Annotated in this window: 26 protein-coding genes and 2 pseudogenes; 13 read left to right on the top strand and 15 right to left on the bottom strand. The window is 59.1% G+C overall.

The features are described 5' to 3' along the window. Positions 1 to 338: 338 nt before the first annotated feature. The 10 genes from GGD53_RS00585 to GGD53_RS00630 all read left to right on the top strand — a co-directional run bounded on the left by GGD53_RS00585 (position 339) and on the right by GGD53_RS00630 (position 8027). Complete coding sequence (locus GGD53_RS00585) at positions 339 to 497, top strand: hypothetical protein (RefSeq protein ID WP_184452677.1); 159 nt, start codon at positions 339 to 341, stop codon at positions 495 to 497. Positions 498 to 567: 70 nt separating this feature from the next. Next, a complete protein-coding gene (locus tag GGD53_RS00590) occupies positions 568 to 927 on the top strand; it encodes a helix-turn-helix domain-containing protein (protein ID WP_184452679.1) in 360 nt (119 codons plus the stop codon). Continuing rightward, positions 894 to 1661, top strand: coding sequence for an ImmA/IrrE family metallo-endopeptidase (locus tag GGD53_RS00595; protein WP_184452681.1), 768 nt, complete (start codon positions 894 to 896; stop codon positions 1659 to 1661). The genes GGD53_RS00590 and GGD53_RS00595 overlap by 34 nt, the downstream gene beginning before the upstream one ends. After that, a complete protein-coding gene (locus GGD53_RS00600) occupies positions 1661 to 3223 on the top strand; it encodes an adenylate/guanylate cyclase domain-containing protein (RefSeq protein WP_184452683.1) in 1563 nt (520 codons plus the stop codon). The genes GGD53_RS00595 and GGD53_RS00600 overlap by 1 nt, the downstream gene beginning before the upstream one ends. Beyond that, entirely contained in the window at positions 3224 to 3985 is a 762-nt protein-coding gene (locus GGD53_RS00605) for an E2 domain-containing protein (RefSeq protein ID WP_184452685.1), read from the top strand. A gap of 46 nt (positions 3986 to 4031) precedes the next feature. After that, complete coding sequence (locus GGD53_RS00610) at positions 4032 to 4559, top strand: Pycsar system effector family protein (RefSeq protein WP_184452687.1); 528 nt, start codon at positions 4032 to 4034, stop codon at positions 4557 to 4559. Positions 4560 to 4649: 90 nt separating this feature from the next. Beyond that, positions 4650 to 5270 (top strand): adenylate/guanylate cyclase domain-containing protein, encoded by a 621-nt coding sequence (locus GGD53_RS00615; RefSeq protein ID WP_210303040.1) that lies wholly within the window; start codon positions 4650 to 4652, stop codon positions 5268 to 5270. Between the two features lie 5 nt (positions 5271 to 5275). After that, entirely contained in the window at positions 5276 to 6196 is a 921-nt protein-coding gene (locus tag GGD53_RS00620) for a TIR domain-containing protein (RefSeq protein ID WP_184453477.1), read from the top strand. A 437-nt stretch (positions 6197 to 6633) separates the two neighbouring features. Further along, positions 6634 to 7299 carry a hypothetical protein gene (locus GGD53_RS00625; protein ID WP_184452691.1) on the top strand — a complete coding sequence of 222 codons (666 nt, stop codon included), beginning with the start codon at positions 6634 to 6636 and terminating at the stop codon, positions 7297 to 7299. Beyond that, a complete protein-coding gene (locus tag GGD53_RS00630) occupies positions 7296 to 8027 on the top strand; it encodes a hypothetical protein (RefSeq protein ID WP_184452692.1) in 732 nt (243 codons plus the stop codon). Before GGD53_RS00625 ends, GGD53_RS00630 begins: the two co-directional genes overlap by 4 nt. Before the next feature lie 934 nt (positions 8028 to 8961). Here GGD53_RS00630 and GGD53_RS00635 read toward each other — a convergent pair. Beyond that, the gene (locus GGD53_RS00635) at positions 8962 to 9816 is read right to left on the bottom strand and encodes an FRG domain-containing protein (protein ID WP_184452695.1); all 855 of its coding nucleotides are present in this window, start codon (positions 9814 to 9816) and stop codon (positions 8962 to 8964) included. A gap of 298 nt (positions 9817 to 10114) precedes the next feature. Here GGD53_RS00635 and GGD53_RS00640 point away from each other — a divergent pair, with 298 nt between their 5' ends. Next, positions 10115 to 11020, top strand: coding sequence for a hypothetical protein (locus GGD53_RS00640; RefSeq protein ID WP_184452697.1), 906 nt, complete (start codon positions 10115 to 10117; stop codon positions 11018 to 11020). On the opposite strand, the gene GGD53_RS00645 is transcribed toward GGD53_RS00640, so the two are convergent. From GGD53_RS00645 to GGD53_RS00665, 5 genes are all read right to left on the bottom strand, one after another. Further along, positions 11007 to 12374 (bottom strand): hypothetical protein, encoded by a 1368-nt coding sequence (locus tag GGD53_RS00645; RefSeq protein WP_184452699.1) that lies wholly within the window; start codon positions 12372 to 12374, stop codon positions 11007 to 11009. The genes GGD53_RS00640 and GGD53_RS00645 overlap by 14 nt on opposite strands. 554 nt (positions 12375 to 12928) lie before the next feature. Continuing rightward, on the bottom strand, positions 12929 to 13240 hold the full coding sequence (locus GGD53_RS00650; protein ID WP_184452700.1) for a hypothetical protein: 312 nt from the start codon (positions 13238 to 13240) through the stop codon (positions 12929 to 12931). Further along, positions 13227 to 15101, bottom strand: a complete 1875-nt coding sequence (locus GGD53_RS00655) for an AAA family ATPase (protein ID WP_184452702.1) — start codon at positions 15099 to 15101, stop codon at positions 13227 to 13229. Before GGD53_RS00655 ends, GGD53_RS00650 begins: the two co-directional genes overlap by 14 nt. Positions 15102 to 15104: 3 nt before the next feature. Continuing rightward, on the bottom strand, positions 15105 to 15728 hold the full coding sequence (locus GGD53_RS00660) for a hypothetical protein (RefSeq protein ID WP_184452704.1): 624 nt from the start codon (positions 15726 to 15728) through the stop codon (positions 15105 to 15107). A 161-nt stretch (positions 15729 to 15889) separates the two neighbouring features. Then, the gene (locus GGD53_RS00665) at positions 15890 to 16132 is read right to left on the bottom strand and encodes a hypothetical protein (RefSeq protein WP_184452706.1); all 243 of its coding nucleotides are present in this window, start codon (positions 16130 to 16132) and stop codon (positions 15890 to 15892) included. Here GGD53_RS00665 and GGD53_RS00670 point away from each other — a divergent pair. Continuing rightward, positions 16116 to 18128, top strand: a complete 2013-nt coding sequence (locus GGD53_RS00670) for a DNA cytosine methyltransferase (protein ID WP_184452708.1) — start codon at positions 16116 to 16118, stop codon at positions 18126 to 18128. The genes GGD53_RS00665 and GGD53_RS00670 overlap by 17 nt on opposite strands. A gap of 9 nt (positions 18129 to 18137) precedes the next feature. Here GGD53_RS00670 and xth read toward each other — a convergent pair whose 3' ends face one another. The 7 genes and pseudogenes from xth to GGD53_RS00700 form a co-directional block, all read right to left on the bottom strand. Next, positions 18138 to 18920 carry an exodeoxyribonuclease III gene (xth, locus tag GGD53_RS00675; RefSeq protein ID WP_184452710.1) on the bottom strand — a complete coding sequence of 261 codons (783 nt, stop codon included), beginning with the start codon at positions 18918 to 18920 and terminating at the stop codon, positions 18138 to 18140. Between the two features lie 3 nt (positions 18921 to 18923). After that, positions 18924 to 19100: a DUF3606 domain-containing protein gene (locus GGD53_RS00680; RefSeq protein ID WP_184452712.1), complete on the bottom strand. Its 177-nt coding sequence runs from the start codon at positions 19098 to 19100 to the stop codon at positions 18924 to 18926. A 316-nt stretch (positions 19101 to 19416) separates the two neighbouring features. Further along, positions 19417 to 19530 (bottom strand): annotated as a pseudogene (locus tag GGD53_RS31550) (DNA-binding response regulator); the annotation flags it as partial. A 102-nt stretch (positions 19531 to 19632) separates the two neighbouring features. Next, positions 19633 to 21873, bottom strand: a complete 2241-nt coding sequence (gene merBA / locus GGD53_RS00685) for a bifunctional organomercurial lyase/mercury(II) reductase MerBA (protein WP_184452715.1) — start codon at positions 21871 to 21873, stop codon at positions 19633 to 19635. Continuing rightward, positions 21870 to 22118 carry a mercury transport protein gene (locus GGD53_RS00690; RefSeq protein WP_184452717.1) on the bottom strand — a complete coding sequence of 83 codons (249 nt, stop codon included), beginning with the start codon at positions 22116 to 22118 and terminating at the stop codon, positions 21870 to 21872. Before GGD53_RS00690 ends, merBA begins: the two co-directional genes overlap by 4 nt. Before the next feature lies 1 nt (position 22119). Continuing rightward, positions 22120 to 22410, bottom strand: coding sequence for a cation transporter (locus GGD53_RS00695; RefSeq protein ID WP_184452719.1), 291 nt, complete (start codon positions 22408 to 22410; stop codon positions 22120 to 22122). An 18-nt stretch (positions 22411 to 22428) separates the two neighbouring features. Continuing rightward, positions 22429 to 22854 (bottom strand): mercuric transporter MerT family protein, encoded by a 426-nt coding sequence (locus GGD53_RS00700; RefSeq protein WP_184452721.1) that lies wholly within the window; start codon positions 22852 to 22854, stop codon positions 22429 to 22431. A gap of 85 nt (positions 22855 to 22939) precedes the next feature. On the opposite strand from GGD53_RS00700, the gene GGD53_RS00705 reads away from it, so the two are divergent. Next, positions 22940 to 23386: a MerR family transcriptional regulator gene (locus tag GGD53_RS00705; protein ID WP_184452723.1), complete on the top strand. Its 447-nt coding sequence runs from the start codon at positions 22940 to 22942 to the stop codon at positions 23384 to 23386. Between the two features lie 125 nt (positions 23387 to 23511). Here the strand turns inward: GGD53_RS00705 and GGD53_RS00710 are convergent, their stop codons facing one another. Then, the gene (locus GGD53_RS00710; RefSeq protein WP_184452725.1) at positions 23512 to 24558 is read right to left on the bottom strand and encodes an arsenic resistance protein; all 1047 of its coding nucleotides are present in this window, start codon (positions 24556 to 24558) and stop codon (positions 23512 to 23514) included. A gap of 59 nt (positions 24559 to 24617) precedes the next feature. Further along, positions 24618 to 25323, bottom strand: a pseudogene (locus GGD53_RS00715) (cytochrome c biogenesis CcdA family protein).

The following is a 25323-nucleotide window of genomic DNA, read 5'->3' on the forward strand; positions in this document are numbered from 1 at the left end:
TCTCGTAATCGCTGTCAAAGAAACGTCATAGAGGACTGAATTTTAACGGAATTTTAGCAGATATCGCTTCCCAAAATCCGCAGGATATCGTAGGTTAACTATGCCGAATCACTCAGTAAATTGCGGATTTTTTCGGAAGCATAAGGGGAGCGTTTCCCCGCAATACCGCAGCCAAGCTACCACACCCGGCTGCGGCATATTTGCGAATAACGAATGTGGCATTCGCAAGGCAGAAAGATCGAAATCCCCTGCTGTTAGCAAGAGCACTATAGGGGGATTCGCATCCCAATGTCGAGGCACCGCATTCATTAATCCACGGTCCAGGAAAGGACACGGAAATGACTGCAAGGAAGACATTCGACGTTGGGCGAGATTCCGGTTCGGGTCGGTTCATCACAGTGAAGCAGGCGGAGACTCGTCCGAACACGACGACCGTCGAGCGCGTCCCGAAATCAGGCCACGGCGACACCAAGGGTGAGCCGAGCCGCCGCAAGTAGGGTGATCCGGAGACGCTTCTCCGGAAGCGTCTCAATCATCGATCTTTCGTGACCCTATAGTGAGGATATCATGACCGACGACGTCAATGACGTCGGCCGCAAGGCCGCGCTGTCTATTTTTGGCGATATCATCAGGCGAAAACGGCATTCCTGCCGGTGGACCTTCCACGCTCTGTCCGAAAAAACCGGGATCGACGCCGCTACTTTGAGCGCTCTCGAGGACGGTTCGGACGCGGTTTCCGACATCGAACGCGAAACGCTCTGCGAGTTTCTGGGGGTCGATCTCGACGCATTTGCGAAGATTGTCCGGCAGGAAAACGCAAGGGCGAACTCTCCTCCGCGGGCTGCAGAACAGCTTCGGAGTTCCGCTGTAGTCGATCTGGCGAGGTATCGGGAATGGCAAAGGACTACTTCACATCCAGTGGATTGACGACCTCTCAGATGATGTCGGAAGCCCTGAAATACCGAAACGAGTTTGACATGAAATTTGTCGAACTTGTTGACATAGTTGACATTATTGAATTCAGGCTTGTCGATATGTTTCCGCGGTTTCGGCTGCTGATCAAGCCAGATTCCGAAATGGCGGAGGAGGCTCTTGCCGAACCTGTGAAGGACAGGATCACGGTTCGAAGTTCAGTGTACGCGGCGGCGTGCGAAGGCAATCCGGAGGCACGGCTAGTGCTTGCGCATGAGCTGGGGCACTTCCTTCTTCATCGCGAGAAGGACGTCCCGATGCACAAGGACAATGGCGGCGCGGTACAGAACATCCGGGACATGAAGGCCACGGAGTCCATCGAGGATCAGGCAGACATGTTCGCGAGACACTTCCTCGCGCCGCCTCACCTCGCCTATCGACATCGCCACGCACCTGAGCACCTGGCGACGCTGACAGGCATACCGCTCCGAATTGCACGCGGGAACGCCACCATGTCGAAGTGGCCAGAGGTCCATGCAATCCGAACGAAGGAAGAACGCTCGGCAGAGGACCATGGCCTCCGGTGTCTAGGCGCCAATCCATCTAGACTCAATCGTAGCGCGCCCTCGGTTACGGAAGCGCGCCACCCTCGAAACAGGACGAAACATTCGCACTGTGGCCATTCGTCGAGCATGGCCGGCATTCAGCAATCAAGAGCCCTCGACGAGCAAACCGGAAGGAAGTTGTAATGAGTTGGTCGCGACATAAGAGTCTTCAGCGCATCCGGAATTTCCGCGCTACTGCCCCAGCGGCGTCAATCAATCTGAGAAATTTCGACCAAGGCTTCGTCGTCGCGAGACACGCGGCGAACCAGGCCAAGATAAAATTAGGTGGCAAAAGTGAGCCGCTGATCTTCGACGTTCCACCGGACACGGCAATACTTGTCGAAGGAGTTCACGTCTACATTCAAATGCTCGACTTCGGCGACGCGATGATCGAACGGGAACGCGAGACCGAAGCAAGCCATCGCCGCGCGCTCTCGATGCTCCATCTGAATTATGCCGCCTGCGATCAGGTGGCTGAGGAATTTGAAGCGCAGCGCGTCGATTTCCACGGCGCCAGAATGCATGCGGTCATCATTTCGCCGCCCGGCGCTGAGAACGCGCAGGAGCGATCGGAACGTGCACTCGCGTTCGCAGATTCGGCCAAACGGGCGATCGAAGAGGTCGGTCGTACGACGGAAAATGGTCGCTACTCCACCCGGATCCGGGTTGGCCTGGATAGTGGCTCGGCGGTTGCAGTCAACAGTGGCACAAAGGACGAACGTGAGCCTCTCTTCCTGGGAGCGCCCGCGAACTACGCTGCTAAACTGGCGGAAGGCGACGAGGAAGGCATCTTCATGTCGAATAGGGTTCGACGGGACCTCGGCATGACGCAACTCGTTTCCCACGACATTCTCTTCTCTGAGCGCCACAACGCAGCGTCCACAGTCGGAACCGGGAGCCTGACTTACATCGCGAAACGGCTCACGGACGCCGATGTCACAAAAGCTGCGTTGAATGCGCGAAACAAATTCGTTCTCGATATCGGAACGGACGCAAGCTTCACGTTCCACCGTCATACTCCGCCGTTGAAGACGATCGACTTCGCGGTTCTTATGCCGTCGAATTCCATTCGGATGGGTCTGATGTCGATCTTCGGTGACATCGACGGCTTCACGAAGTACGTCGATGAATGCATCGCGCAAGGCCGCATTGGCGAGATGGTATCAAACCTGCATGTGATCCGCAGCGAGCTGGCGGCCACCCTCTCTGAGGATTTCGATGGTCGCAAGGTTCGCTTCATCGGAGACTGTATCCACGGATTGGTCGCGGCGGGAACCGCTTTCGAAACCGATGCGCCGGCGTCGGTGGTATCGAGTGTTAAAGCTGCCGGGGGGATCCGGTCGAGCTTCGAACTCTGCCAGCAGGAACTCGATGGCATCGAAGGTCTCGGGATTGCGATCGGTCTTGAGTTCGGGGAAACGCCAATCACGCGGATCGGGATCAGAGGCGACCGAAGCGTACGTTGCTCTGTCAGCCGTGCCGTCTCCAAGTCAGAGGAACTTCAGAGGGACTGCACCGGAGAACAGACTGCATTGGGGCCGAATGCTCTCAGTCACGCTCCCGCTGGAGTGAAACGACTGTTCGAAGGCGGAGTCGCCTGGAACCTTGATGCGTCGTCGGTTGTCGAACATCTGAGTGCTCCTCCCACGGTCAAGAGTGGCGAGGTCAGCGCAACGGCGGCACCTTACAGTTCCGGAGGGCAATAAATGCCGCTGGCCCATATCCTGGCTGCGTGCCCAAGCTGGTTCCATGTCGTCGCCGCCACCGAAGACGAGATTTTAGGCTCCGCACGCATTGAACTTGAAAGAGCCGTCGGCACGATCGAGGTGGATCTTCGTATTCGGAATTCTTCGGGGGCGATCGCTGTGCAGGAACAGGTTCCGGGAACGAAATACCCCAAGACCTGTCACGAGCGGCACCTGCAGTCAGACGAACACTTCTGTCTGGGAATGCATGCAGGAAACAATATCGTTTCCAGAGATCACGCCAACGTCTGGTGGGGTTTGCTGAAGCACTTTCTCGAGCTTCAACGCATCGCCAAGCGAACGAGGCGGTGGCCCCCGCAGCAACAGATGTCGCACGGCGACGCTGGTCCTCACCAGCACGCTGCGATTGAAGCAGCCAGAAACCTTGGGATCGAGGATGAATACATGAGAATGCTGGAGGGCGAGGAATCCTGGTTCTCCACGGGAACATACAAGGTCAATAACCGCGGCAAACTAGCGAACGGCTGGCTTCCCTGCCCGGCTGGATGCAAAAGTCAGGGTAAGCCCATTCCCCGGTCACGCTGCTGCAATTCCAAAGCGGTCGTGACGCTGCTGTATCAAGAGAAGCTTCGGCGCATGAAGGTGGACTTGTTCTACGCCCTCTCCCGGCTTTCCGGCGAGGTCTGCTGTGGCACGATGCTGAACTGCCCGCTGCGTGAAGGCTCCTCATCTACAGCCGCCCGCGTTACCGCTTCCATTTAGGTGTCCCGTGCCGAAGAATGATCAACAGGAAGCCTATGAGAAATTGATGTCGGCCAATCACGGCCGAATGATCGATTTCGTCAAATTCGCAGAGACGAAGAATGCTGCGCTACTAACGTTCTCGTCGCTGTGGATCGGAGCCATAATTAACCTCCTAAAATCACCGGACGATCTCCCCTTTAGCTACAAGTATGCGTTCGAAGCCGCGCTTCCACTGCTCGCGCTCGCTGCCGTTATTTGTCTCAAGTCGCTTTTGCCCAGGTTCCTCAACCAAGTCTACAAGCGCGAAGACGATGTCGTGAACCTCCTCTATTTCGGCGACATCATCAAAGGAGGGGTCAAGGACTATCCGGAAATGGCGAAGAAGGAATACATGCCGTCCGAGGGTGAGTCCGCGACGGCGACCTATCTACACGACCTCGGCGTCCAGACAGCCATTCAAGCCTCGATCGCGCATCGGAAGTTCAGGTTCTTCCACTGTGCAGGGACGCTTGTTCTACTCGCCTTCGTGGTCATCGCGCTTCCCCCGGCCATTGCATGTGGTCGCTGGGTCATCGCCCAATTTCCTTGCTGAGGAGGCAGATCAATGACCATAGGGGACGACATCAAAAGCAATTCGAGTTCGACCTTCGGGAGCGCTTGGACGACGCGCGACGGGACAGTTGTGCCCGAGCCGAAGGATCTCAAGCTCACAAATGACGCTGTACGTTTCGAAAAGGCCGCCATTTTGTATGCCGATCTCGATGGGTCAACAGGCTTGGTCGAAACAAAGAAATGGCAGTTCTCGGGTGAAGTCTACAAGACTTTCCTCTACGCCGCCTCACGTCTGGTCAGGCATCATGGGGGTTCGATCGTCTCGTACGACGGCGATCGGGTCATGGGTATCTTCATCTCCAACAGCAAATGTAACGATGCGGTATCCTGCGCCCTTCAATTGAATTACGCCGTAAAGAACATCGTTCAGGGCGAACTCAACAAGGGATGGACGACAGATTTCAAGATTCGACACGTCGTCGGCATCGACCTCTCCGAAATCAGAGCTGCGAGAACGGGCGTCCGTGGCGACAACGATATCGTTTGGATCGGCAATGCCGCCAATCTGGCAGCCAAGCTAACGGCGCTGAGTGCAGAGAAACCGACCTACATAACGAAGCGCGTCTACGATCTCCTCAACGACCCTCAAAAGCTCGGACCGAACAACGAGAACATGTGGCAGCGATCCGTTTGGGCGCAGCATGGCAACGAAGAAATCTATTCGACTACCTACTGGAGAACAGTCACGTGAGTAAGATGCTCGAACGCTTCAAGGGAGATGCCGGCAGGGCACTCCGGATCGATGTACTCGGACAGCAATCAATCGTCGGCAAGGAACCGAAGCTCGCAGAAGAACTCGCGGATCTCGTCGAGCTGAGGCACCTCGACACGGGAGAAATCCTTATCGAGCAGAATGGCGATGACAACGATATCTTCTTTATCGTCTCCGGCTCGTTCAGCATACACATCAATGGGCGTCGCTACGGGCTACGAGGCCGCGGTGACCATGTAGGCGAAATGGCAGCCATCGAGCCGACGCAACTCCGATCCGCTACCGTGATTGCCGAGGAGCCCTCGATAGTCGCCAAGGTGAGTGGCGAACAGTTCGCAACGCTCGCCACGACGTACCCGCTCATGTATCGGGAGATCGCAAGATCCCTTTCCCGGCGCCTTCTCGAGCGCAACAAATACATCGGCACGTTCCGTGATAGGATCCGCGTCTTCATAATTTCCTCGAAAGAGGCTCTTCCCGTAGCTCGGGTCGTTCAAAACGCCTTCGAGTTCGACCCTTTCCATACGACGCTATGGACGGAAGGCACCTTCCGGGTGATGAACTATACGTTGCAGGACCTAGAAGCGAAGGTAGACGATTCCGACTTCGCCGTGGCGATAGCTCACGCCGATGACCATACCCAAAACAAGGACAGGAACACGGATTGGCCAAGCCCGCGCGACAACGTCGTTTTCGAGCTCGGACTCTTTATGGGCAGGCTAGGCCGGCAGCGCGCGATCCTCATGGAACCTCGAACTGAGAAACTTAAGCTTCCCAGTGACCTAACCGGGATTACCACGATCCCTTATAGATTCGAGAGCGGCATGGATGCGGCAACTCTGATGGCGCCGGCGTGTGACAAGCTTCGCCAACACGTCCTCAATCTAGGCCCGTTTAATGGATGATTGAACAACTCGCTGTCTGCAGACCGACGGAGGTGCTGGATGCTGTCATCTAGCGGTCGAGACAGTATCACTTTCTCGGATGGAGTTAGGAGAAGGCCGTGTAACCAGGCTGAACTTCGACAGCAGTCCTACACTAGAATTTGTTAACGCGGGGGTTGTAGACCTCGCCTTCAATGCCGACCAGTTTTTCGCGGCATTAGCGAGAGAGAAGCTCAATGCCCACCTACCGAGAGAAGCTTAGGCTAATTGATCAGGCCAACGCAGCAATGGGACCCGAGAGAACGACACGGTCTGTACGAAGGCGACGAGGAGCGGACAGCAAGGACAAGGGTACGGAGTTTGAGCGCGAGTATGGCGTCTATCATGCGATACGAATTTCCTTTCTCGCCATGTTGCGGAACGAGAATGGAATGTCGTCTCACGTATCGAACCGGCGCGTGACGGACGTCGACGACCTCGTCGTAATTTCAGACACGGAACTGCTTTATGCCCAAGCGAAGCACAGGCTTAGACTTGCTTGGCCAGAGGTCGAACAGGACTTTAAGAATCAACTCGAAGATCTGAAAATGACCGGACTCGATGCAGGCTCACAGGTTGAGCTCGTTGTCTCTCGAGCGGGGCTTAGAAAAAGCTTGGATGACAGTATGCCGGCTGCATTCAAAGGAAAGGTTGAGGTTAAGCACTACGTCCATCGCTTCAGTGAATGGAGGTCGTTTGCAGAGGGTCTTCTATCGAAGGCCGGAGGCGATTTGGCGAAACGCAACCTGGCCGACTACTACTATATTGGATGGAAAGCATGTAATTTTCACGGGACAATCCGCGATATTGCGAAGTGTTCCGCCGACCATTCAGGATTCCTCCTTCGGGACTTCGAGCCAAAGTTCGAGCTAAGCCCTGAAGTCGAAACGTTGCTTTCAGCCGTCAAAGGTATGGACTACGACATCGAAGGAGACATCTTTACGTTCGGAATGAACAGGCATTTTCGATCGCCACTCGGTTTTCGATGCGGAACGCCGAAATGGGACCGGCTTATTAAGCGGTTGTCGAATGCGGAGGACTTGGATCTCATTAAGTTCGCAACAATCGCAGGAAAAATCAGATGACCGAGTGGAGCTCATTTCTTGACAGGCCCGACCGCAACGAGATCGAGTTCGCACGGGAACTGATTGATTTTCGCGGTAGCCCACAGGAACTTTTTACACTTTACGAACGCGCCGGTACTGTGCTCGGCCGCGCGATGGCGAAGGCTCTTACAGCGCGCGACTATAGCAAGGAGGCGAAGAAGGTCGCCGTGGTGGTTGAAGCCGAAGAGGCCGATAGTGTCGGATCAATGTTCCTGCACCAACTAGCCGCGGCCCAAATCGAAGCAAGCCTGGTTTGCCTCTGGATGACGTCGCAACCCAGCCCCCTTCGCAACAATAAGTTCTTAGTCGACATCTCCCAAGAGTTTTTTGAAGAGGTCGCGGAGCCGGATCTTATCATAGTTTTGAAGCCGGTTTCATTGCGTCCGGATATCACAGTCGCAATGCTCCATCGGATCTGGACTGACTCCAACGTGCCGGTGATGGTCGTGGCACCTTTGGCGACAACGAACGAGCTTAATGCGATGCGGAATGACTTGGCTGCCGAATTCGACAGGACCGTGGCCACCGGCTTCTTCGTCGAGATGACGCGTATCCCGAGGATCGTGAACCGCACGACGCTCGGATCACGTCAAGCATTGTCCTATTCGCGTGAAGGAACGTTGAACTGGTTTATACCCGCGATCGTGGAAGAGCGACTCCAGCCGCTCATTGAACTGAATCCTAACCCTGGGTTCAAGCTGCGCTGAGATTTCGTAGCCTGCGACGCCTGGCGTCCAGGACGAGATCAAAGTCGCTACGAGCTTGGCGATCGAGAATGGCGGGTATGACTGTTGCCGCTTGCGGGGATCAACTCCACTATCCACGCCGGTCGTCGTCCCCTAGGCACCACGATGTGCTGTTCGCATTCCGGACGAGTGTCACCGCGTTTACAAGCCTTCGGACGCGGCGGCGGTGGTCGCGAGAAGTCGTGGTCTACGAATTTGACGGTGACCGTGTTTCCAGTAGTAGATTTGAGTTCTCCGCCTGCGGGCAGCCCCAAATTCGACAGGCCCACATTAACGTCGCCGTTGACGGTCTCCGTGACCGTGATACCCATCTCAAAAGTATTGCCGTCGGACTCAGCTCGCCGGAGCCTCAGACAAACGTCGCTCGCATCGTCGCCACTGTGAATTGCGGCAGCCCAGAGATTGATCATCGCTCGCGCCAGCGGCGCGGACGCGCGGACGTAACCATCTTCGTGTTGAATTCGTATGGATAGGGACTGGGGACGAAATCCTCAGATATCACGAAGCTTTGCGCATCGGTGACATTTCTCGATGCCCCGGCCTTTCCTCCAACCGTATTGACTGCGCCCGATGGCAGCACACACCCTTTCAGCGATGGAGGACTGAGGGGCCTTCCAGGATGCGTCCGCGGGTCATCGAAGATCTCGGATTCCGCTGACTTCGCGCCGCGCGAACGAACAGACTGTGGTTTACGAATACTGGGAGTCACCCTTGGTCATCGGCCGCGCCGGCGGCTGCATAAAAGCCTAAGCATTGGTGCGTCTCACACGATGGTCAGCGCTTCGGTGCCGACGTGAAGGATTCGCCGGGCGTCGTGCTTGCCATTTCGGTGTCCTATCAGGTCAGGGACGAGAACATTGCGACCACGTTCGACTTCCCGATATGCGGCGGCTACTCAATAGTGATCGAAACGTTCTCTTAACTCCTCTATCATCCTTCCGAATGCTTCGTCCTCTTCCGGATAAAGATGTTCTTCAGTGGCTTCCCCAAAACCGCTTAGATCCCAGAAGTCCCGAGGTCTGAACTTGATCTTGGAGATGAGCCTCAGGCTGAAGTCAGTTTCCCCATACGGGATCCGGCTTTTTGTTTCCATCGTGTCGATCTCCGGATACTCCCCTAAAAGATACCCCTCCTGGACGCCGGGGCGCATCGCTACATAAGGGCAGACGCTCGACAGTCTTATGATCTGCATCCCTGCCTCGGCGCTGGACGTCACGGCGGCGCTGATGTTCGGAACAGCGAGGACATAGATAAAGCCCCAGGGGCGTCCGTTGCTGGTTGCAAAGGATGCCGCGATCCGTGGCGACAAGGTGACGTCCAGGAGTGGCGTATCGACGACCTTGTAGTGCTGAAGGATTGCCCAACGAACAATTCGATGTTTCACTACCCGCAGCTTGGGGTCTGGAATAGCGTGCCGATTGAAAGCGTCCGCGAGCTCCCGTTCGGCATCCTTTAGTCGCTGGAAGCGGTCGTTGAGAGGTCCACGTCCAGGGTAACGACCGCGGTTCTCGCGCAATATGCTGGGCTTGAGTATAGTAGCGCCGTTCGATTGGTGATCTTCGGTTTGCCCGCGCAGCATCAGAACGAAATCGGGATTGTGATATTGGATCTTCGCCAGGGTGCGGATAAGATCGTTGTAGTCATCGACCACCTTGCCGACCCCGCGCGCTACGTCGATCTGCTCGATGACCTGGATATCGTCGTCTTCATCAGCGACTCCCCACAGATCTCTATTTCCAATCTTCTCCAAGTCTTTCTCCGGAGGCTATCGATCGCGACTTCATAGACGACCGTGTGCTGCAGGAGAAGTTCGCGATGGACATTGCCGACAGATTGTTGCGAGGATTCACTAGACCGTTCGCCGTTCTGTAGTGACTTTCATGGCCACGTGAAAATCTCTTCCAAAGGAGAGATACCACCATGAACCCCAGCCATCGAAGTCGCGTCGATACTCAAACGCTCATCGATCGACGCCCATTGCCGGCACTCGCTCAGCCCATTTCTTCGTTGCATAGCGCCGAGGCACTTTCCCTAGAGTAGGATCTACAATGGGTGCATACAACGAACGTTTTCAATACATTGCAGACGAAAGCCACTTCGAGCGACATGGTTCTGCTGTGGCATGGCTGGGAAACAACCTGCGACCGTGCGGTCTAGTTTCCGACCGACTTCAGACGCAATATCTGCGTCGGTCGCCGATTGACGGAAATCTTTACGCGGACGACGTTCTCTCGGTTTCCGGGATACAAGTCCTTTCACTTCGTGATGCCGTCGCCCTCGGGTTTAACACGAGCGAATATCAGGCTGGACTTAGGATGCAGATGCTTCAGTCCTATCTCGTTCAGGATGAGGATGAACTCGTCGCGGAATGCCGGCCACCTTCCGGCTTCGCTGAAGCCGATAGGCGGGAGCAAGGACTGGACAGTCTTGAAGACTGGTTGAGCCAGAGCGAGGAGCAGCAAGTACCGTATCCCGACGAGATCGCGTTGTCTGGCTTCAGGGCAATAGGTTGGGCGTCAGTCGACGGTCGTCTTCTCAAGAGCACGCCATTCGACCGGTTCCAGAACAAGTGGCTTGTCCGAAATATGGTGACTGGGCAACTGCATCACAACCCACGAACATTGGCTCAGTCGGGCTTGGAATCATTGTCTATCGCTGATGCTCTGAAGCTAGGTTTCTCCACCGTTGAATATCGAACAGCGTTGCGAGTTCGGCTTTTCGAACGGCGTTACCTCAAGTCGGAGACAGACCTTCTCGAGTCTATCCATCCGCCGGTCGACGTCGAGGATGCATTCCAATATTGGGGGCGAATTCCATTTGAGGAGGAGGACCGGCGGCTTACCCGTGATCTCTATGGCCCTTCCGGGTTTGACTTTCGATATAAGGAGGAGGCCGCGAGGCTGTGGCTGGACCGGTACAGGACGATAGATACAGGGCCGTTCATGCATCCATAGCCGCGCCTACATCCAGCGCCTCCTTCATCATCGCCAAGTCCCAGTGGCCGTTGTAACTACCAAGGATGTTTTCCGCTTCATCAGGATTCTCGATGGCCAATTTGATGGCCTTCGCTCTGAGGGATGGTAAGTCAGCGAAGTCAGCGTCGAGTATCCTGTTGCAGTCCGGATCTCGGTTTACCGCCGCGCACGCGATCTGTGCGAGGATCGTAAACGCCTCGTCGTCCGAGAGCGCGTCGGCGAGTTGGTTTTCGAATCCCCTGTACTTCAGATAGCGAACGAACCGACCGGCATCGACGGGTTCTGCCAAGCGTTTATGAAGTTCGTAACTCGCAAACACCCGCATACCTCCGCCCGCCACGAGACAGTTCACCACTGCAGGCTGGCACCAAACGAAAGATAGCAGCGCATCAAGAAATGAAGGGAAATCGGCGTGCAGACGCACTGCGTCGATCTTGCTCATTACCTGTTCTAAAAGATCTTGCATCTTTCGGATGTGGCTCGGATCGGAGTCATCGAAAGAGCGGCACATGGCGGCCAGGCTGACGTCGAGTCCATTTTTGCTTGCCGATCCGGCCGCCTTCAACATCTCCGGGGAAAGCGCAATAATTTCGAGGTGCCAGGTTTCAGCGGCCTCCGGCGTCCTTCTTTGTATGAGGGCGGTTGTTATGGCGGAAATGCTGTCAGGTGTTTGCATGAGTGCCATGGCCTTAAGGAAGCGGATGGCATTTTGCTGAAATCGAGCATCGGGCTCACTCTTCAGCTTGCTCACGATTTTCTCCGCGAGCTTAAAATAGGCACCGCCTATCAGAACGTCCTGCAAAAGGTCTCGCGCAACTGAAACATCGCGCGTCGAAAACTCGTGCGGAAACATGTCAACGTTCTCAAGTTGCTCGAGGATAACGTCAACCCCCGGATCACCAAGCAGAGCCTTATCGGCGAGAAAGAGATCCACCCCAGTCCTGATGAAGTCTTCCGATAAATGCTCCGATACCGTCACTTTCGTGGGATGAGCCGCGTCATTGCGAGATTTCCAAATCCTATCCAAGTACGACTTCTGCTCCTCCTTGAAGAGCCTTGAAGATCTTACTTTTTCCATGACGTTCGACTCGAAACTATCCTGCTTTTCGCGCATGTGCTCCACATGCTTGCTAAACCTGTCGAACCAGGGATCGTAGCTGGCCAAACCGTATGCCTTGAGCCTGACGTCGTAGAAAACAGCGCAACACATCATGGTGACGCTAGCTCGATATGCTTCCACCTCGTGACACTTGATCGCCTCCTCCAGGTAGGACCGCGCTTCGAGATGGATGACCCTCGATAGGATGGACGACTTGTCTGCAAAGTGGGGCATCGATATTCTCGCGTTTGATCGATCGTTTCATATCCGGCGCGGGTAAAAGCGATGTTACCAACAAGCTCGAAAGACCGTCGCGGCTTCGACCGAACTTTCAGCGGTTACTGACCTTGCGCCTCGGCAACCTCTTGAGGCCGTCGACAAACCTCTTCAACTCTACCAATCCGATTACCGGCCTGAAAGATCCTGTGTCGGCGACATCGACATCAAGGCGCAGGGGCTTTCCGCCGCCTTAATTCTCTTGACGCGGCGTCGCATCGCCCCGGCCCGCTTGGGGAGGTGAGCGCTCCGTCTAATTCAAGGGAAACTTGCCGGCGGTGGAATGAGTGCAGTCTGGCTCGCCTTTAGGGTCGTCGATTAAATTCCCCTCTGAAATAAGGCGTCTCGACACGCACGGTATCGAGTCGCGGAGGCAATGGTGCCGCCGACTGTACCAAGCAGACGCAAGCTCTCGCGCGATTAGCGGGTGACGAGATCGTCGCCGCCACCCATAAGCGAACGGATCGCTTCGGCGCCGTATAGAAGATATTGACCTTACGCGTCTGGCCCTTCTAGCGGTTCTTCACCCGACGGCGCGGCTGCTCCTTCAAGCCCTCGACGACTTTCATCAGTGCCAGATCCAGCAATATCGCCTCCAGGTCTCCCAAGGACATCAGGATGGCGCGCGTCTCGTCGACGACGATGAGACGAGGCGATCCCGCCAGTGCATCCATTGTGAGAAGAAAGAGCCGCGAGCGTGCCTCCCGTACGGTCAGCGGTATCCCGCACTCCTTCTCGATGAATGTCAGGAACATGCTCTTCTGTCCGGCCCGCGGGAGTGAACGCATATGCTGCAGGTCGCTGGTCCATCTATTCTGCGGCATCCGGCTTCTCCATTTTGTCGAACATGGACGTCGCCAGCTTTCCATCGACCGAGCCCTCCATGTTGAGGATCGCCGCCAGTTCGCAGACAAACTCGGAATTGCGTCCGATCAACTCCTTTGCCTCATCCAATACCGTTGCGAGCAATCGCTCCACCCGTCGGTTGACGCTCGGGACGGTGCGGCGAATCCTGTCGAGGTCTTCGAGGCTCTCTGCAGACAGGAAATTTGTGATCCCGCCCATTCCAAGCTGCGCGATCATGCTCGTCGCGAGATCCGCCGCCCTCTGAAGGTCCGATCCGTGGCGGCCCCCGGAGCCTTCAAGATGTTCTTCAAAAAATACGATCTCGGCCGCCATACCGGCTAGCTGGACGATCAGTTCGTTCCGATAGTGCTTTGCAGTCTGCAGCCGCTCCTCACGATCGAATGCGGCGCCGCCGCCGATCCCGCCTTTGTAGAACCCGTCCATGACGGCGACGCCCGTCAGTCTTCCAACGTTGAGCGCGATGATCGCGGCCGCATGGCCCGCTTCGTGGATGCAGATCCGATCTCGCAATCTCCCTTTGATCGGCGCGATTGGCGGGAGGCATGACATGACGTCTTCGACACGAAGCTTCTGTGCTCGCCCCCTCGCCTTTCGGCGACCATCCGCCACGAGCTGCGCCAGTTCTGCGCCGGATAACCCAAGGGTCGCCTCGGCTATCTTCACGATCTCCTTTTGTCGAAGAGCTCCATCGAGATGCGTTGTCAGAATCCCCGTCCGGGCGATCGTGTCCGGTAGCGAGAGCGCGAAATGCCGGCTCAGCCGGCCGGGCCGCAGGAGCGCCCTGTCAATTCGGCTTGGGTCGTTGCACGCGCCGATCACGACGACGCCCTCCCGGCGATAAGCGCCGTCGAGGCATTCCAGCAGCCCGGCCACGACTTCAATGCTGTACTGGGCGTTCGATCCGGCGAATTTAGTTCTATCGCCGATGGAATCGAATTCGTCGAGCAGGAGTACGGTAGGCGCCCGAGCGGCGGCGAGCTGGAAGCATTCACGCATGGCTTTTAGAAGATCGCCCAGATGACCAGCGGCCTGCCACTGTGCGAGCGACGATGCGATGAAGGCGCAGCCGGCGCTTCTTGCAAGTGACCGAGCGAAAAGAGTCTTCCCGACACCCGGCGGACCACTCAAGAGCGACGCGGAATCCACATCCTCCCAGGTAAGGCTTCCACTTTTCCAGGCAGCGAGTTCAGATACCACGACGCGCGCCCATTCGCCCGCATCGCCGAAACCGGCCAGGCTTTCGACGGGCGGCACCTTGGTGTCGAGGGTGCTGTCGTGAGCGGCTTTCAGCCGTCGTAGAACATCGGCGTGGTCGCGGCCAGGACGTAGCGCGGCCAGGACGTCCGCGACAGGATAGTTGAGCATGGCTTCGGCGGCCTCATGCCCGAGTTCCAAGTCATGAACGGCGCGGACAGCCTCGACCAGGACTTCGACGTCGATCGGATGCATCTGCTCGATCGTGTCGGCTGCGGCGATCAGGAAAGCAGGCAAGCCCTCCAGACGGTCCAGGAGGATCACCAGCCTCTCGCACGCCCGAAGGGAAACCTTCACGTCCGTGTAGTCGACGCGTCCCCTCAGGCTTACGGAGTTCGTCCCAAGCCCGACGTCGGCCAGAGCGTCGTCCTCTTTTATCAAAGCTAGGGCTGCGCGATTGAAATCCTTCCTGAGATCCTCGGGCACCGCAAGCACAAGCGTGAAGGGTTCGCCGGCGTACACCGCTGGGTGCCGCAAGAGGGATCGGCGAAGAGCAGACCGGCACGCGGCCAGTGTGAGACGGGTGGTGGTGTATTTGAAGAGTGTGTCCGCGCGATCTGACATGATCTATATCCCGAAAACTCGGACCGGCGTGTGCGGAGCAATAAGCTCTGCATCCAGATCGACGGTCACAACCCGGTTGAGAATGAGGGATGAGAGTCCGGCGATCGGGCTCACCTCCCGGAAAATGGACAGGCATTCGGCGACGGTCGCCGAGCCCTCGTGCTCGAGAGCTGCCAGAAGACGTATCCGGTCGCCCAGCGGTGTTTGGTAGGCTGCGTACCTGAGGAGATCTCGAGCGTTTTGTAGCCGGTAGCCGACTCGGATATCGGTGGCTTTCACAAAACGGTGCCATAGCTTGCGGCACGCTGCTGCCTCGGTGACTTCCGGATCGCCGACGTCCTCCACCGCGTGAAGATAAAGCTCCTTGCCGTTCGGGTAGGTGACCATGAAGTCTGGCGGCGGTCCCTGCCACTCGATTTCGTCGAGCGCAGCATCCATGCCGTGGGGCCTGCAGCACCATGCGACGACGTCGTCGTCGACATCCAGGATACAACCCAGATCACGAGCGAGCTGGCATCGGAAGAAAGGCGGATTGGAGCATCGCACCGTGCCGAACGGCTTAAAGCGTTCACTCGCTAAGCACACGGCACCTCGGGTCGCACGACCCTTTGCGTTGTAAGGATTCATCGTCGGTCTCCGCAACAATACCAAGGGATCCGCCGCGAGTGCGGCAGGTCGGTCAGCGTTGTTGCGGTTGTCGACGGTTCTTGAACATGAGAGAACAGATACAGAACGCTCAGGCGGGCGTCAAGGCGCCCGAGAATAAATTGTTTCATGGCAACAAGAAGTCATGCGCCAATCTGGTTGGCCTGTCCGGTGGTGATTAGTCCGCCGCCCAGTTCCAAGCCTTCCCAATCTGGATCGCCGCCCGGTGTCGCCGATAGATCGTACAATCTTACGGATAGGTGACATTTTATCCATTGGTTTTCCCAAGCCTCAAGAACTGTGCCGTAATGCAACAAATAACGAGGCAGGCCGTCCTGCATCACAGACGCCAAACGCAGGAAAGCCTTGATGAAGCGGTCGCGCACGCCAGAAGAACTTTTGAAACATGAAGCAGTGGCGAAGGCACGAAAGTCGATCCGCCTACTGCAGGGACAGATCGCGGACCGACTGCTTAAAATCACGGCGGAGGTGGAAGCACTGCATGAGCACCTAACTGCCAAGGAAACTACACAGTTCCTCCACGCCGCCTGTGAACTTGACCTGACAGATGCGTCCGCGTTCGTGAAGGCCTCCGTCAGCTTGAAAGGTTGTCATGGACTCCTCCGGGAGAAGCGGATCGGTTTCGCCCAGCTACGGTCACTCGCTACCGCCGACAATGAGACGCGTCGCGAATCCTTGTTGCGGATGGAGGCCGGAGCCTCCGTTGGCACGAAGGACGTAGCCGCGATCCGGGCCCACTTCAAGCGGCAGAAGTTGACGTTCTGGGACCTGCAGGCGAGGACGGCAATGCGCAGGACGATAGCCGCCGCAAGGCGCCGTATGGCCGTATCGGTCAAGCTGGTTGACAAGCGTGTAGGCGAAGTCATGACCAAGGTCGATCTTCTCCAGTCGCGACTATCCCCAGAAGTTCGGACGCAATACCTAGCGAGCGTGCAAGAGATCGCGTCGGAGGTGTTGCCGCGTTTCGAAGAGGTCTGGGGTCCCCAGCCTGCTTCGCTCAAGGAAGCTTTGTCTCTTCCTAACGGTAGTGAAGGACGCGGCGTCGCCCTCGCCTATGCTGCGCTAAGGAGGGTGGCTGATGGCCAGCTCGGCGGCGAGTATGGATACGCTCTCGACAACACTTCGCAATGCCGCAAGGTGCAGACTAACCTGATCGACTGCCTTCAGAGCGTCACCAGCGCGAAGCCACCGCTCGAGTTTGATGCGCCTGCCGTAAGAAAGCCGCTTGCCGCCCTGCCTCGGCCTCATCTGACTGTAGTCGAGCTGTGCGCTGGCGCAGGAGGCTTCTCTATCGGCCTGGAAAGGGCTGGCTATCATCCGATAGCGCTCGTGGAGTTCGACAAGGATGCCGCCGCGACCCTTCGTCAGAACCGGCCGTTCTGGCCTGTGGTGGAAGCGGACATGCGAACCGTCGACTTTTCGCAGTACCGTTCGCCGAACGTCGACTTGCTGGTCGGAGGTCTGCCGTGCCAGCCCTACTCCATCGAGGGACTGGGGCTCGGCAAGGACGATCCACGCGATCTCCTGCCGGAGGGTGCGCGGGCTGTCGACGAGATCAGGCCGGCCGCCTTCGTCTTCGAGAACGTCGCCGGCCTCTTACACGCGCGACATGCGGATCACCTGGGCGCCTTCATGAAGAAGCTCAGGAAGTCCGGATATGCCATTCAGATCATTCGCATGGAGGCGGAGGATTACGGCGTGCCCCAGGAACGCACCCGAATCTTGATCGTTGGCATGAGGATGGCTGCGATGGGCGCATTTCGCAGCCCGCCCAAGTTTCCCGAGTGGCGGGCAAACATGGGCGACGCCCTTGCCGACCTTATGGCCGAAAACGGCTGGCTAGGTGCTGCCGCGTGGGCGGAGGCGCTGCGAACGCAGGTCGTCCGGAGAAACGGTGCTGACCTGCGTGGGGCGCTGGCCTCTACAGTGGTCGGACGCAAGGGCGGTTCGCGCGAGAAGGAAACGGCCCGTTGGGCTGCAAAGGGCATCGACATCCGCAACGTGGCCGACAGTGCGCCCACGCAGCAGCAGGCCGAACGTGCAGGACCAGCGTTCCGCCCTTCCCTGACGCTGAGGATGCGCGCCCGTCTCCAGGCCTTCCCCGACTACTGGTCGTTCGTTGGCGGCAAGGATTCGGCGGCGCGTCAGATCGGCAACGCGGTACCGCCTCCGGTCGGAATGGCTATCGGCCTGGCGGTCCGATCTGCGCTGAGGGGAACCATTTTCGACTACGGAGCATTGATGCGGCCCGGCGCCGTCCACCAGCCGGAGGAAAGCGCTCGTCAACTGACTTGGGCTCCATCGATCGCGGCGGACTTCGTCGTCGAGGAATTTTCGTCAGCCCTTCCCGAGGTGAGCTAGCGGCTCGTCTTAGCCGGCTTTCTCCTGCAGTTCGATCCAGACGGGAGCATGATCGCTGCTGTGGTCCCAGCCGCGCACGTGCTTATCGACCTCCGCCCTCGCCAGACGGGACGCGGCCTCTGAACTTAGGAGGAAGTGGTCAATGCGGAGTCCGGCGTCGCGGGCGTAGGCGTTTCGGAAGTAATCCCAGAAGGTGTAGATGCGTTCGTCTGGATGCAGATGCCGGAGTGCATCCGTCCAGCCTTGATCGACGAGCTTCTTATATGCTTCCCGCACTTCGACGCGAAAGAGCGCGTCGTTCGTCCAGCGCTCCGGCTTGTAGACGTCGAGTTCGGTCGGCATGACGTTGTAATCGCCTGCCAGAACGACGGACACCTCAAGCTCAAGCAGTTCGGCAGCGTAGTTGTGCAGCCGGTTGAACCATCGAAGCTTGTAGTCGAACTTCGGCCCCGGATACGGGTTGCCGTTCGGAAGATAGAGGCCGCCGATTATGATGCCGTCTACGATGGCCTCGATGTAGCGGCTGTGCTCGTCCTCCGGCTCGCCCGGCAGGCCCTTCCTTGTAAGATGTGGCTGCTGCCCCTTCGCAAGGATTGCAACGCCGTTCCAGGATTTCTGACCCAGCCAAACTGCGCCGTAGCCGGCGGCCTCGATTGTTTCTATGGGAAACTTCTCCTGCGGCGCCTTGAGCTCCTGCAGGCAGACGACGTCCGGCGCGGTCTCCCCGATCCACCGAAGTAGGACTTCGAGACGGCCGTTGACGCCGTTTACGTTGTAGGTGGCGATCCTCACTTTTTAGTGACGACCGATCTCGGCCTCAACCTTCTTGCGGCTGCTGCCAGCCGATTTGACGGCCTTCTTGACCGTATCCTTCGAGACGTTCTCCTTCTTCGCCTCGTATGCGACTTCATGCTTCTGACCGGCGGCGACGCGCGCCCGGTCCTGATTTCGTCCACGTGATGTAGTAGCCATGATAGGAGTTTCTGGTTTCGACCATCTCAAAACGGGCGCCGCTTCAGGAAGTTCCGGCGAAGCAGGGCGAACGTTATGCCGTCGGCCCGGCAGGTCAGTGAGCCACAGCCGACGTCGGCGCGTTTGCGCGCGTCGCCCACCTGCCGACATAAGTGCCGATGAGCAGCGTTGAGACAATCCTCCAACGATCTCGCGCCGTCGTTGAAGAACTCGATGGCCGCCGAGCACAAGGTTTGCGATGCCTAGTCGTCGGGTTCGACCTCGTAATAGCGGTACCAAGCCCTGTACCGCTTCCGAACCATCGAGCGCGGGACTCCGCCAGCGCGGCCGCGTCATCGGCACTTGCGCCTTCGCCGACAATGACGAAATTCTCGATTTCAGAAAGACTGCGGCTCACCCCTTCTCGAAAAAGTGGGTGGTCGTCCACGATCGCGCTATCGTGGCGTCAAGGACCAATTTCGGCGATCGCGCTGATTGCGCGCCTGGCTCGACAAAATGATTTTCTTACCTCGTGGTCCATTCCTTTCCCCGTTCAACCGGCGCAACACGATAGCTTGGCGACGTCCTTGCCGAACGAGAGCGCCGCGAGCTTCAGTCCCTCGACGGTGGTGAGATATGGAAAGATCATACCGGCGATATCGTCGACGGTGAGACCTTGTCGGATCGCCAGAGCCGCCGTCTGGATGCTGTCGGCCCCTTCCGGCGCGAGAACATGCGCGCCGAGCAGGCGGCCGTTGCCGGCGTCGGCCACGAGCTTGATCAGCCCGCGGGTGTCGCGGGCGGCGAGTGCGCGCGGCACCTGGTCGAGACCGATCGTCGAAACAAGAACCGCGTGTCCAGCGGTGCGAGCGTCCGCCTCGGTGAGGCCGACGCTCGCAACCTGCGGATCGGTGAACACGATGGCAGGCATCGCGCTGTTGTCGTAGCGCAGGCTGTCGCCGTTGAGGGCGTTCTTGGCCGCCAGTTTGGCACCATATGCCGCCATGTAGACGAACTGGTCGCGGCCGGTGACGTCGCCGGCGGCATAGACGCCGGCCCTGGTGGTGCGCATACGGTCGTCGACCACGATGCCGCCCTTCGCCGAGACCGTGATCCCGTGCTCGGCCAGCCCAAGGCCTTCGATGTTGGGCGTGCGCCCCGTGGTGATCAGCACCCGATCGGCGTCGATCGTGGCATCCTGGCCGTCGCGCGTGACCGTCAGCGAGACGCCGCTCCCGGTCTTGCGGATTGCGCGATAGGCGATGCCGGAGACCACTGTGATGCCTTCGTCCTCGAAATATCCCGTGAGCGCCGCGCCGATCTCGGGCTCGGCCTCGGGAAGGAGACGCGACCGGCAGACGAGCGTCACATCGACGCCGGCGCGGACGAACATCTGTGCGAGTTCCGCGCCGATATAGCCGCCGCCGATCACAAGCAGCGAGCGCGGCAGCTCCTCGAGGTCGAGCGCCGTCGTGCTGGTGAGATACGGAATGGTCTCGATGCCAGGAATGGCGGGAACTGCAGCCCGTGCGCCGGTCGCGATGATGATCTTGCCGGCGGCGATACGCGCGCCGTCTACTTCGACGCCGCCGTCGACGAGGCGCGCCTGTCCGTCGCGATACCCAATGCCGTCGTAGGCAGGGAGCAGATCGACGTACTTGGCCTGGCGCAACTCGGAAACGAGCGTGTCCTTCTGACGAACGGTTTTGCGCCAGTCCGTCAGTTCGGCTTCGGCAGCAATGCCGGCAAAACGGGCCGCCACGCGAGCGTTGTGCAGCGTCTCGGCGGCGCGGATCAGGGTCTTCGACGGCACGCAGCCGACATTGACGCAGGTGCCGCCGATGGTGCCGCTGCCGATGAGCGCGACCTGGGCGCCCTGATCGGCGGCCGTGATCGAGGCCGAGAAGCCGGCGGAGCCGGCGCCGATGACGATGAGATCGTAAACGTCTCCATTGCGACCGCTTGTGCGGAAGGGGCGGTTCCCGACCGCTGGGCTCTTCGGTGGGCGATCAAGGCCAGCAAGGCTCGGCCCGAACAGCGCGCGGCCGGCCTCCAGTCCTTCCTCGATCGACAGCCGGAAACCAGGCTCGTCGGCGGAACGGTCGTCGCGCCAGGCCAAAAGATGGTCGTCCGAGCAGAAGAAGGCGGTCGTCGCGCAGAGCGAGCTGGCGGCGCAGCCGCCTTCGTAGCGGACGCTTTGCCACATGACGGACGACTGCGGCTCGACGTCGTCGAGTGCCCGCCCTCGCCCTCGCGTGGTGATCCGGATCGGCGCGCCGCAATGGCGGCACTGCGAGGCGATCGCAATATCGCGATCGGTCATGGCACCGATTCCGAGCGCGTCGACCGCGCACATTGCGTTCAACGTGCGTCCGTCCAGCACGACCCGATGGTCGGTGTTATGATCGCTGAAGGGATAGGCTCCGACGATCCGCTCGCCGTCGAGAACAACCAGGTCGCGCCGGCGAAGCTCCTCAAGCAGCGGCTGGACATCCGTCTCGCTTAAACCTGTACGTTCCGCAAGCGCGGCAGTGACCGGAGCTCGCCCGTCTTCCGCGTAAAGCTGGAGCAGCGCAACACGAATGCGATCGGTGGCGGGGTCGTAGCCGCTCCACCTGTTGAGCACATGGTCCGAGCCGACCATCGCCTGCAAGGCGCTTCGGACTGTCGGCGACGTGACGACCGACCAGTCGGGAAACGTCACGCCAGGCCGAACGGCGTAGTTTGGCGGCGTCGCGGATGTGGACGTTGCAACCTCGGCCTGAGGCGATGGAGATGCACAGCAATCGTTCATGACTTCACGGCTTCCTTCCGAATCGTCGCTTCACGGGCGGTGGATCTTGCCCAGTGATGATACCGGCTCCACGAGACAAGACCGATGCCCGCGATCATCAGCGGAAGCACGACCGGAGCTGCACCCACCAGCCATACGCCAAGGCCGGCCAAAGGCAGGTTCAGGGCGACAAGTGGTGAAACGCAGCAGATCGCGGCGAGGACCGCGCCGATCGCGGCTGCACGGAATGAAGCGGAGCCAGTCATTCTAGCTGCCCAGCCGCGGATGGGCAGGATAACCGGCATTCATGCTGGCGGATGCGATGGCGTCGGTGTTCGTCATCGCGTCGTCGAAGGTCACGGCCGCGGTCTTCGCCTCGAAGGAGACGGTCACCTTCGCGACGCCGGGGATCGCCGCCATCGTGCTCTTCACGATGTAGGGACACGAGGCGCAGGTCATGTTGTCGATCGCAAAGGTCACAGTGCGTTCGGCGGCGAAAGCGGCTGGAGCGGTCATCACGGACGCGATCAAGGCGAGAGCACTCAAACTCTTCCTCATGGGGATCTCCTCTTGGTGTCAGGCGGAAAGCAGCAGCGGGGCGACATAGTCGAAGGCGAAGGCAGCGAGGACGAGAACCGTGGCGAACCAGAGCGCGATCTGGACCAGGCGGCTGGGAACCGGGCGCGTGCAGGCGGCGCCATCGGCGCAGGCCTGCCTAGGCTTCCAATAGACAAGGTAGAAGCCATAGCCGAGCACGCCCGCCGTTCCGGCGACGAACAGCGGCTTGTACGGCGCAAGCGCCGTCAGATTGCCGATCCAGGCGCCGCCGATGCCGAGGCTGAACAGGACGAGCGGAATGATGCAGCAGGACGAGGCGGCGATAGCGCCGAGTATGCCGCCGGCGGCGACCAGGCGCTGTCGCCCGGCCTCGCTTCGCTCTGGCGTCGTCAGGTTTGCCGCAGTCGGTGCAACGTCTGCTGGTCCGTGTCGCGATGCATTCATGTCCGACCTCGCTCTTCTTGTCGAAAACCTATCCAGGGGCTAACGTGCGGTCTGTAGCAACTACAGGGTCAAGGGGTATTTTGGTATGGGCGATCACGCTGGCGTGAAAGGCCTCAAGCGCGCTGAACTCGCACAGCGCACAGGGTGCAATCTGGAGACGGTCCGCTATTACGAGAAGATCGGCCTTCTGCCGGAGCCGCCACGCACGGCGAGCGGCTATCGCAGCTACGACGGCACCCACGAGCGACGGCTTCGCTTCGTCTTGCGCGCCCGCGAACTCGGTTTTTCCATCGATGAAGTCCGCGAGCTCCTGCGCCTCGTCGACGAGCGCGACCAGCCCTGCGTCGAGGCAAGCGCCGTTGCCGCCGCGCATCTCGATGACGTGCGGGCGAAGATCGCCGATCTCAGGCGCATGGAACGGGTGCTCAAGGACGTTGTCGCGCAATGCGCCGACGGCTCGCTGCGGGAGTGCCCGCTTATCGAGACGCTCTTCGACGGTAGAAGTGGGCTGAAATCCGAACTTGCCCGCTAACTGTGCTCTGCAGGTCATCGCAAACACCGGCTTGCCATGCGATGTTTCGATTCACAGCGCCATTCCTTCGATCACACAGCGATGCAAGACATCGCTACGCGTTTTTTTGTGACACGCTTCAGATGTCATGAACGAGGCTGCCTCTTCCGCGGGAGCGATGTTCCGAGCTCGCGGTCTTCCTGGCGTTGGCGGTTCTGCTCGCTCTTGGAAGCCTCCAGCGACCTACCAAGTAGTGGCATGACGCGAACGTAGACAAGCTGGCTCAACAGCTCGACGAGCGTCTGAGTGACAATGACTGTCGGAAGAACCGGAACCGCGCCGGGCACCGCCAGCGCCAACGGCAGCACGACGAGCGAGTTCCGTGTTGATGCGCTGAAGGCGATGGCCCGGCCCTCGGTCGGAGACAGACCGAACATGCGCCCGGCTAGCCAGCCTGCAAACGGGGCAAGGACCGCAAATACCGCGTAGACTGGGAAGACCGTCAGCGCCGCCCCAGTTGCCGAACCGAGCTGCGGTAGAACTGAAGCGACGACGACGAAGAGCACGAGGGAAGTCGCCGGAACGGGCAGGAATCCCAGCACGGCTGAGATTTTCTCCCCGAACCGGTTCGTCTTCGCCCAGCATTGCACGGTGATCGCCAACGCCAGCGGTGACGCTATCAACCAGACGAAGGCATGGAGGAAGGGTTCCGCTTGAACCAGCGAGGCCGCATCCTTTCCTAGAAGGAACCCGAGGTAGATCGGAAGAGCGATCATTTGGACGATGAGCAGGATCGGCGTCGCCGCAAGCAGGAGCCGGGAGTCGGCGCGACCCAGGTGGGAAAAGGTGACGACGTAGTCGATGCAGGGTGCGAGCAGCACGAGAAGGACGCCCAGACGAAGCATGGGGTCGCCGGGGAGGAACTGGACGAGAACGCCGACGATGCAGGGGATGATGACGAAGTTCGTGAGCAGAAGGACGCCGAGAAACTTGAAGCGTGAAAACGCCTTTCCAAGCTCGGCCAACGGCACCTGGAGGAAGGTGACGAACAGCATGAATGCGAGCGCCGGATTGATGGCGACCTCCAGCGCCGCCGTTCCCTGCACGAGAAATGCGGCAAGCGCCGCGACGACGACGGCGACGAAATAGATAGGGACCTGGCTTTCTTCGAGGCGTTCGCGAATAGTGCTCAAGACGTGTCCTTACGTGTTGATCGGTCCCATCGAACAGCATGGAGACGGTCGTGGCTAGATCATATCTGCGTCGTGAGGCCAAGGAGCCAGTCCGGCATGGCACCTTCAAGCGCCGTCTGGATCGGGCGATCGAGGCCCGTCAGGGTCATCGTGCCGACCAGCACCAGCAGGACGCCGAGGATCGCCTTGAGACGTGCGGCCGACGCGGCCACCCGTCCCCGCCAACGTTGCAGGGCCTCGCGGGAGAGCGATCCGAGGATCAGTAGCGGAAAGGCGGTTCCGACGCCGAAGGCAAGCATCGTGACGGCGACCGCGGCAATGTTCTCTCCCCTCGCCGCCATTACCGACGCCGCTCCGAGCGTCGGTCCTACGCACGGCGTCCAGACGGCCCCGAGCAGGAAGCCCACCGCGAACTGCCCGCCGACGCCCGTCGTCGACGTCGTCCGGAACCTGTTCTGTGCCCAGCCGCTGATCGGCCCGGCGGCCGTTGCGAAGCTGGTCTGAAGACGGGGAGCGAGAAGGACAGCGCCCACGACCACGAGGAGTGCGGCCGAGACAAGCCGGAAAACGGTCATGTCCAGCCCCATGGAGAACCCGATCGTGGCGACGAAAATGCCTATCAGCGTGAACGACGTCGCGACGCCTGCCGCAAGGGCCAGCGGCGCGATGCTCCGATGCCGCCGTCGCCATGACGACCGGCACGAGAGGCAGGACGCATGGCGACAGGATGGAAAGGATTCCCGCCAGAAATGCCAGGGCCGTCAT

It is taken from the genome of Rhizobium aethiopicum, from assembly GCF_014197535.1.
Taxonomy (GTDB): Bacteria; Pseudomonadota; Alphaproteobacteria; order Rhizobiales; family Rhizobiaceae; genus Rhizobium; species Rhizobium aethiopicum_A.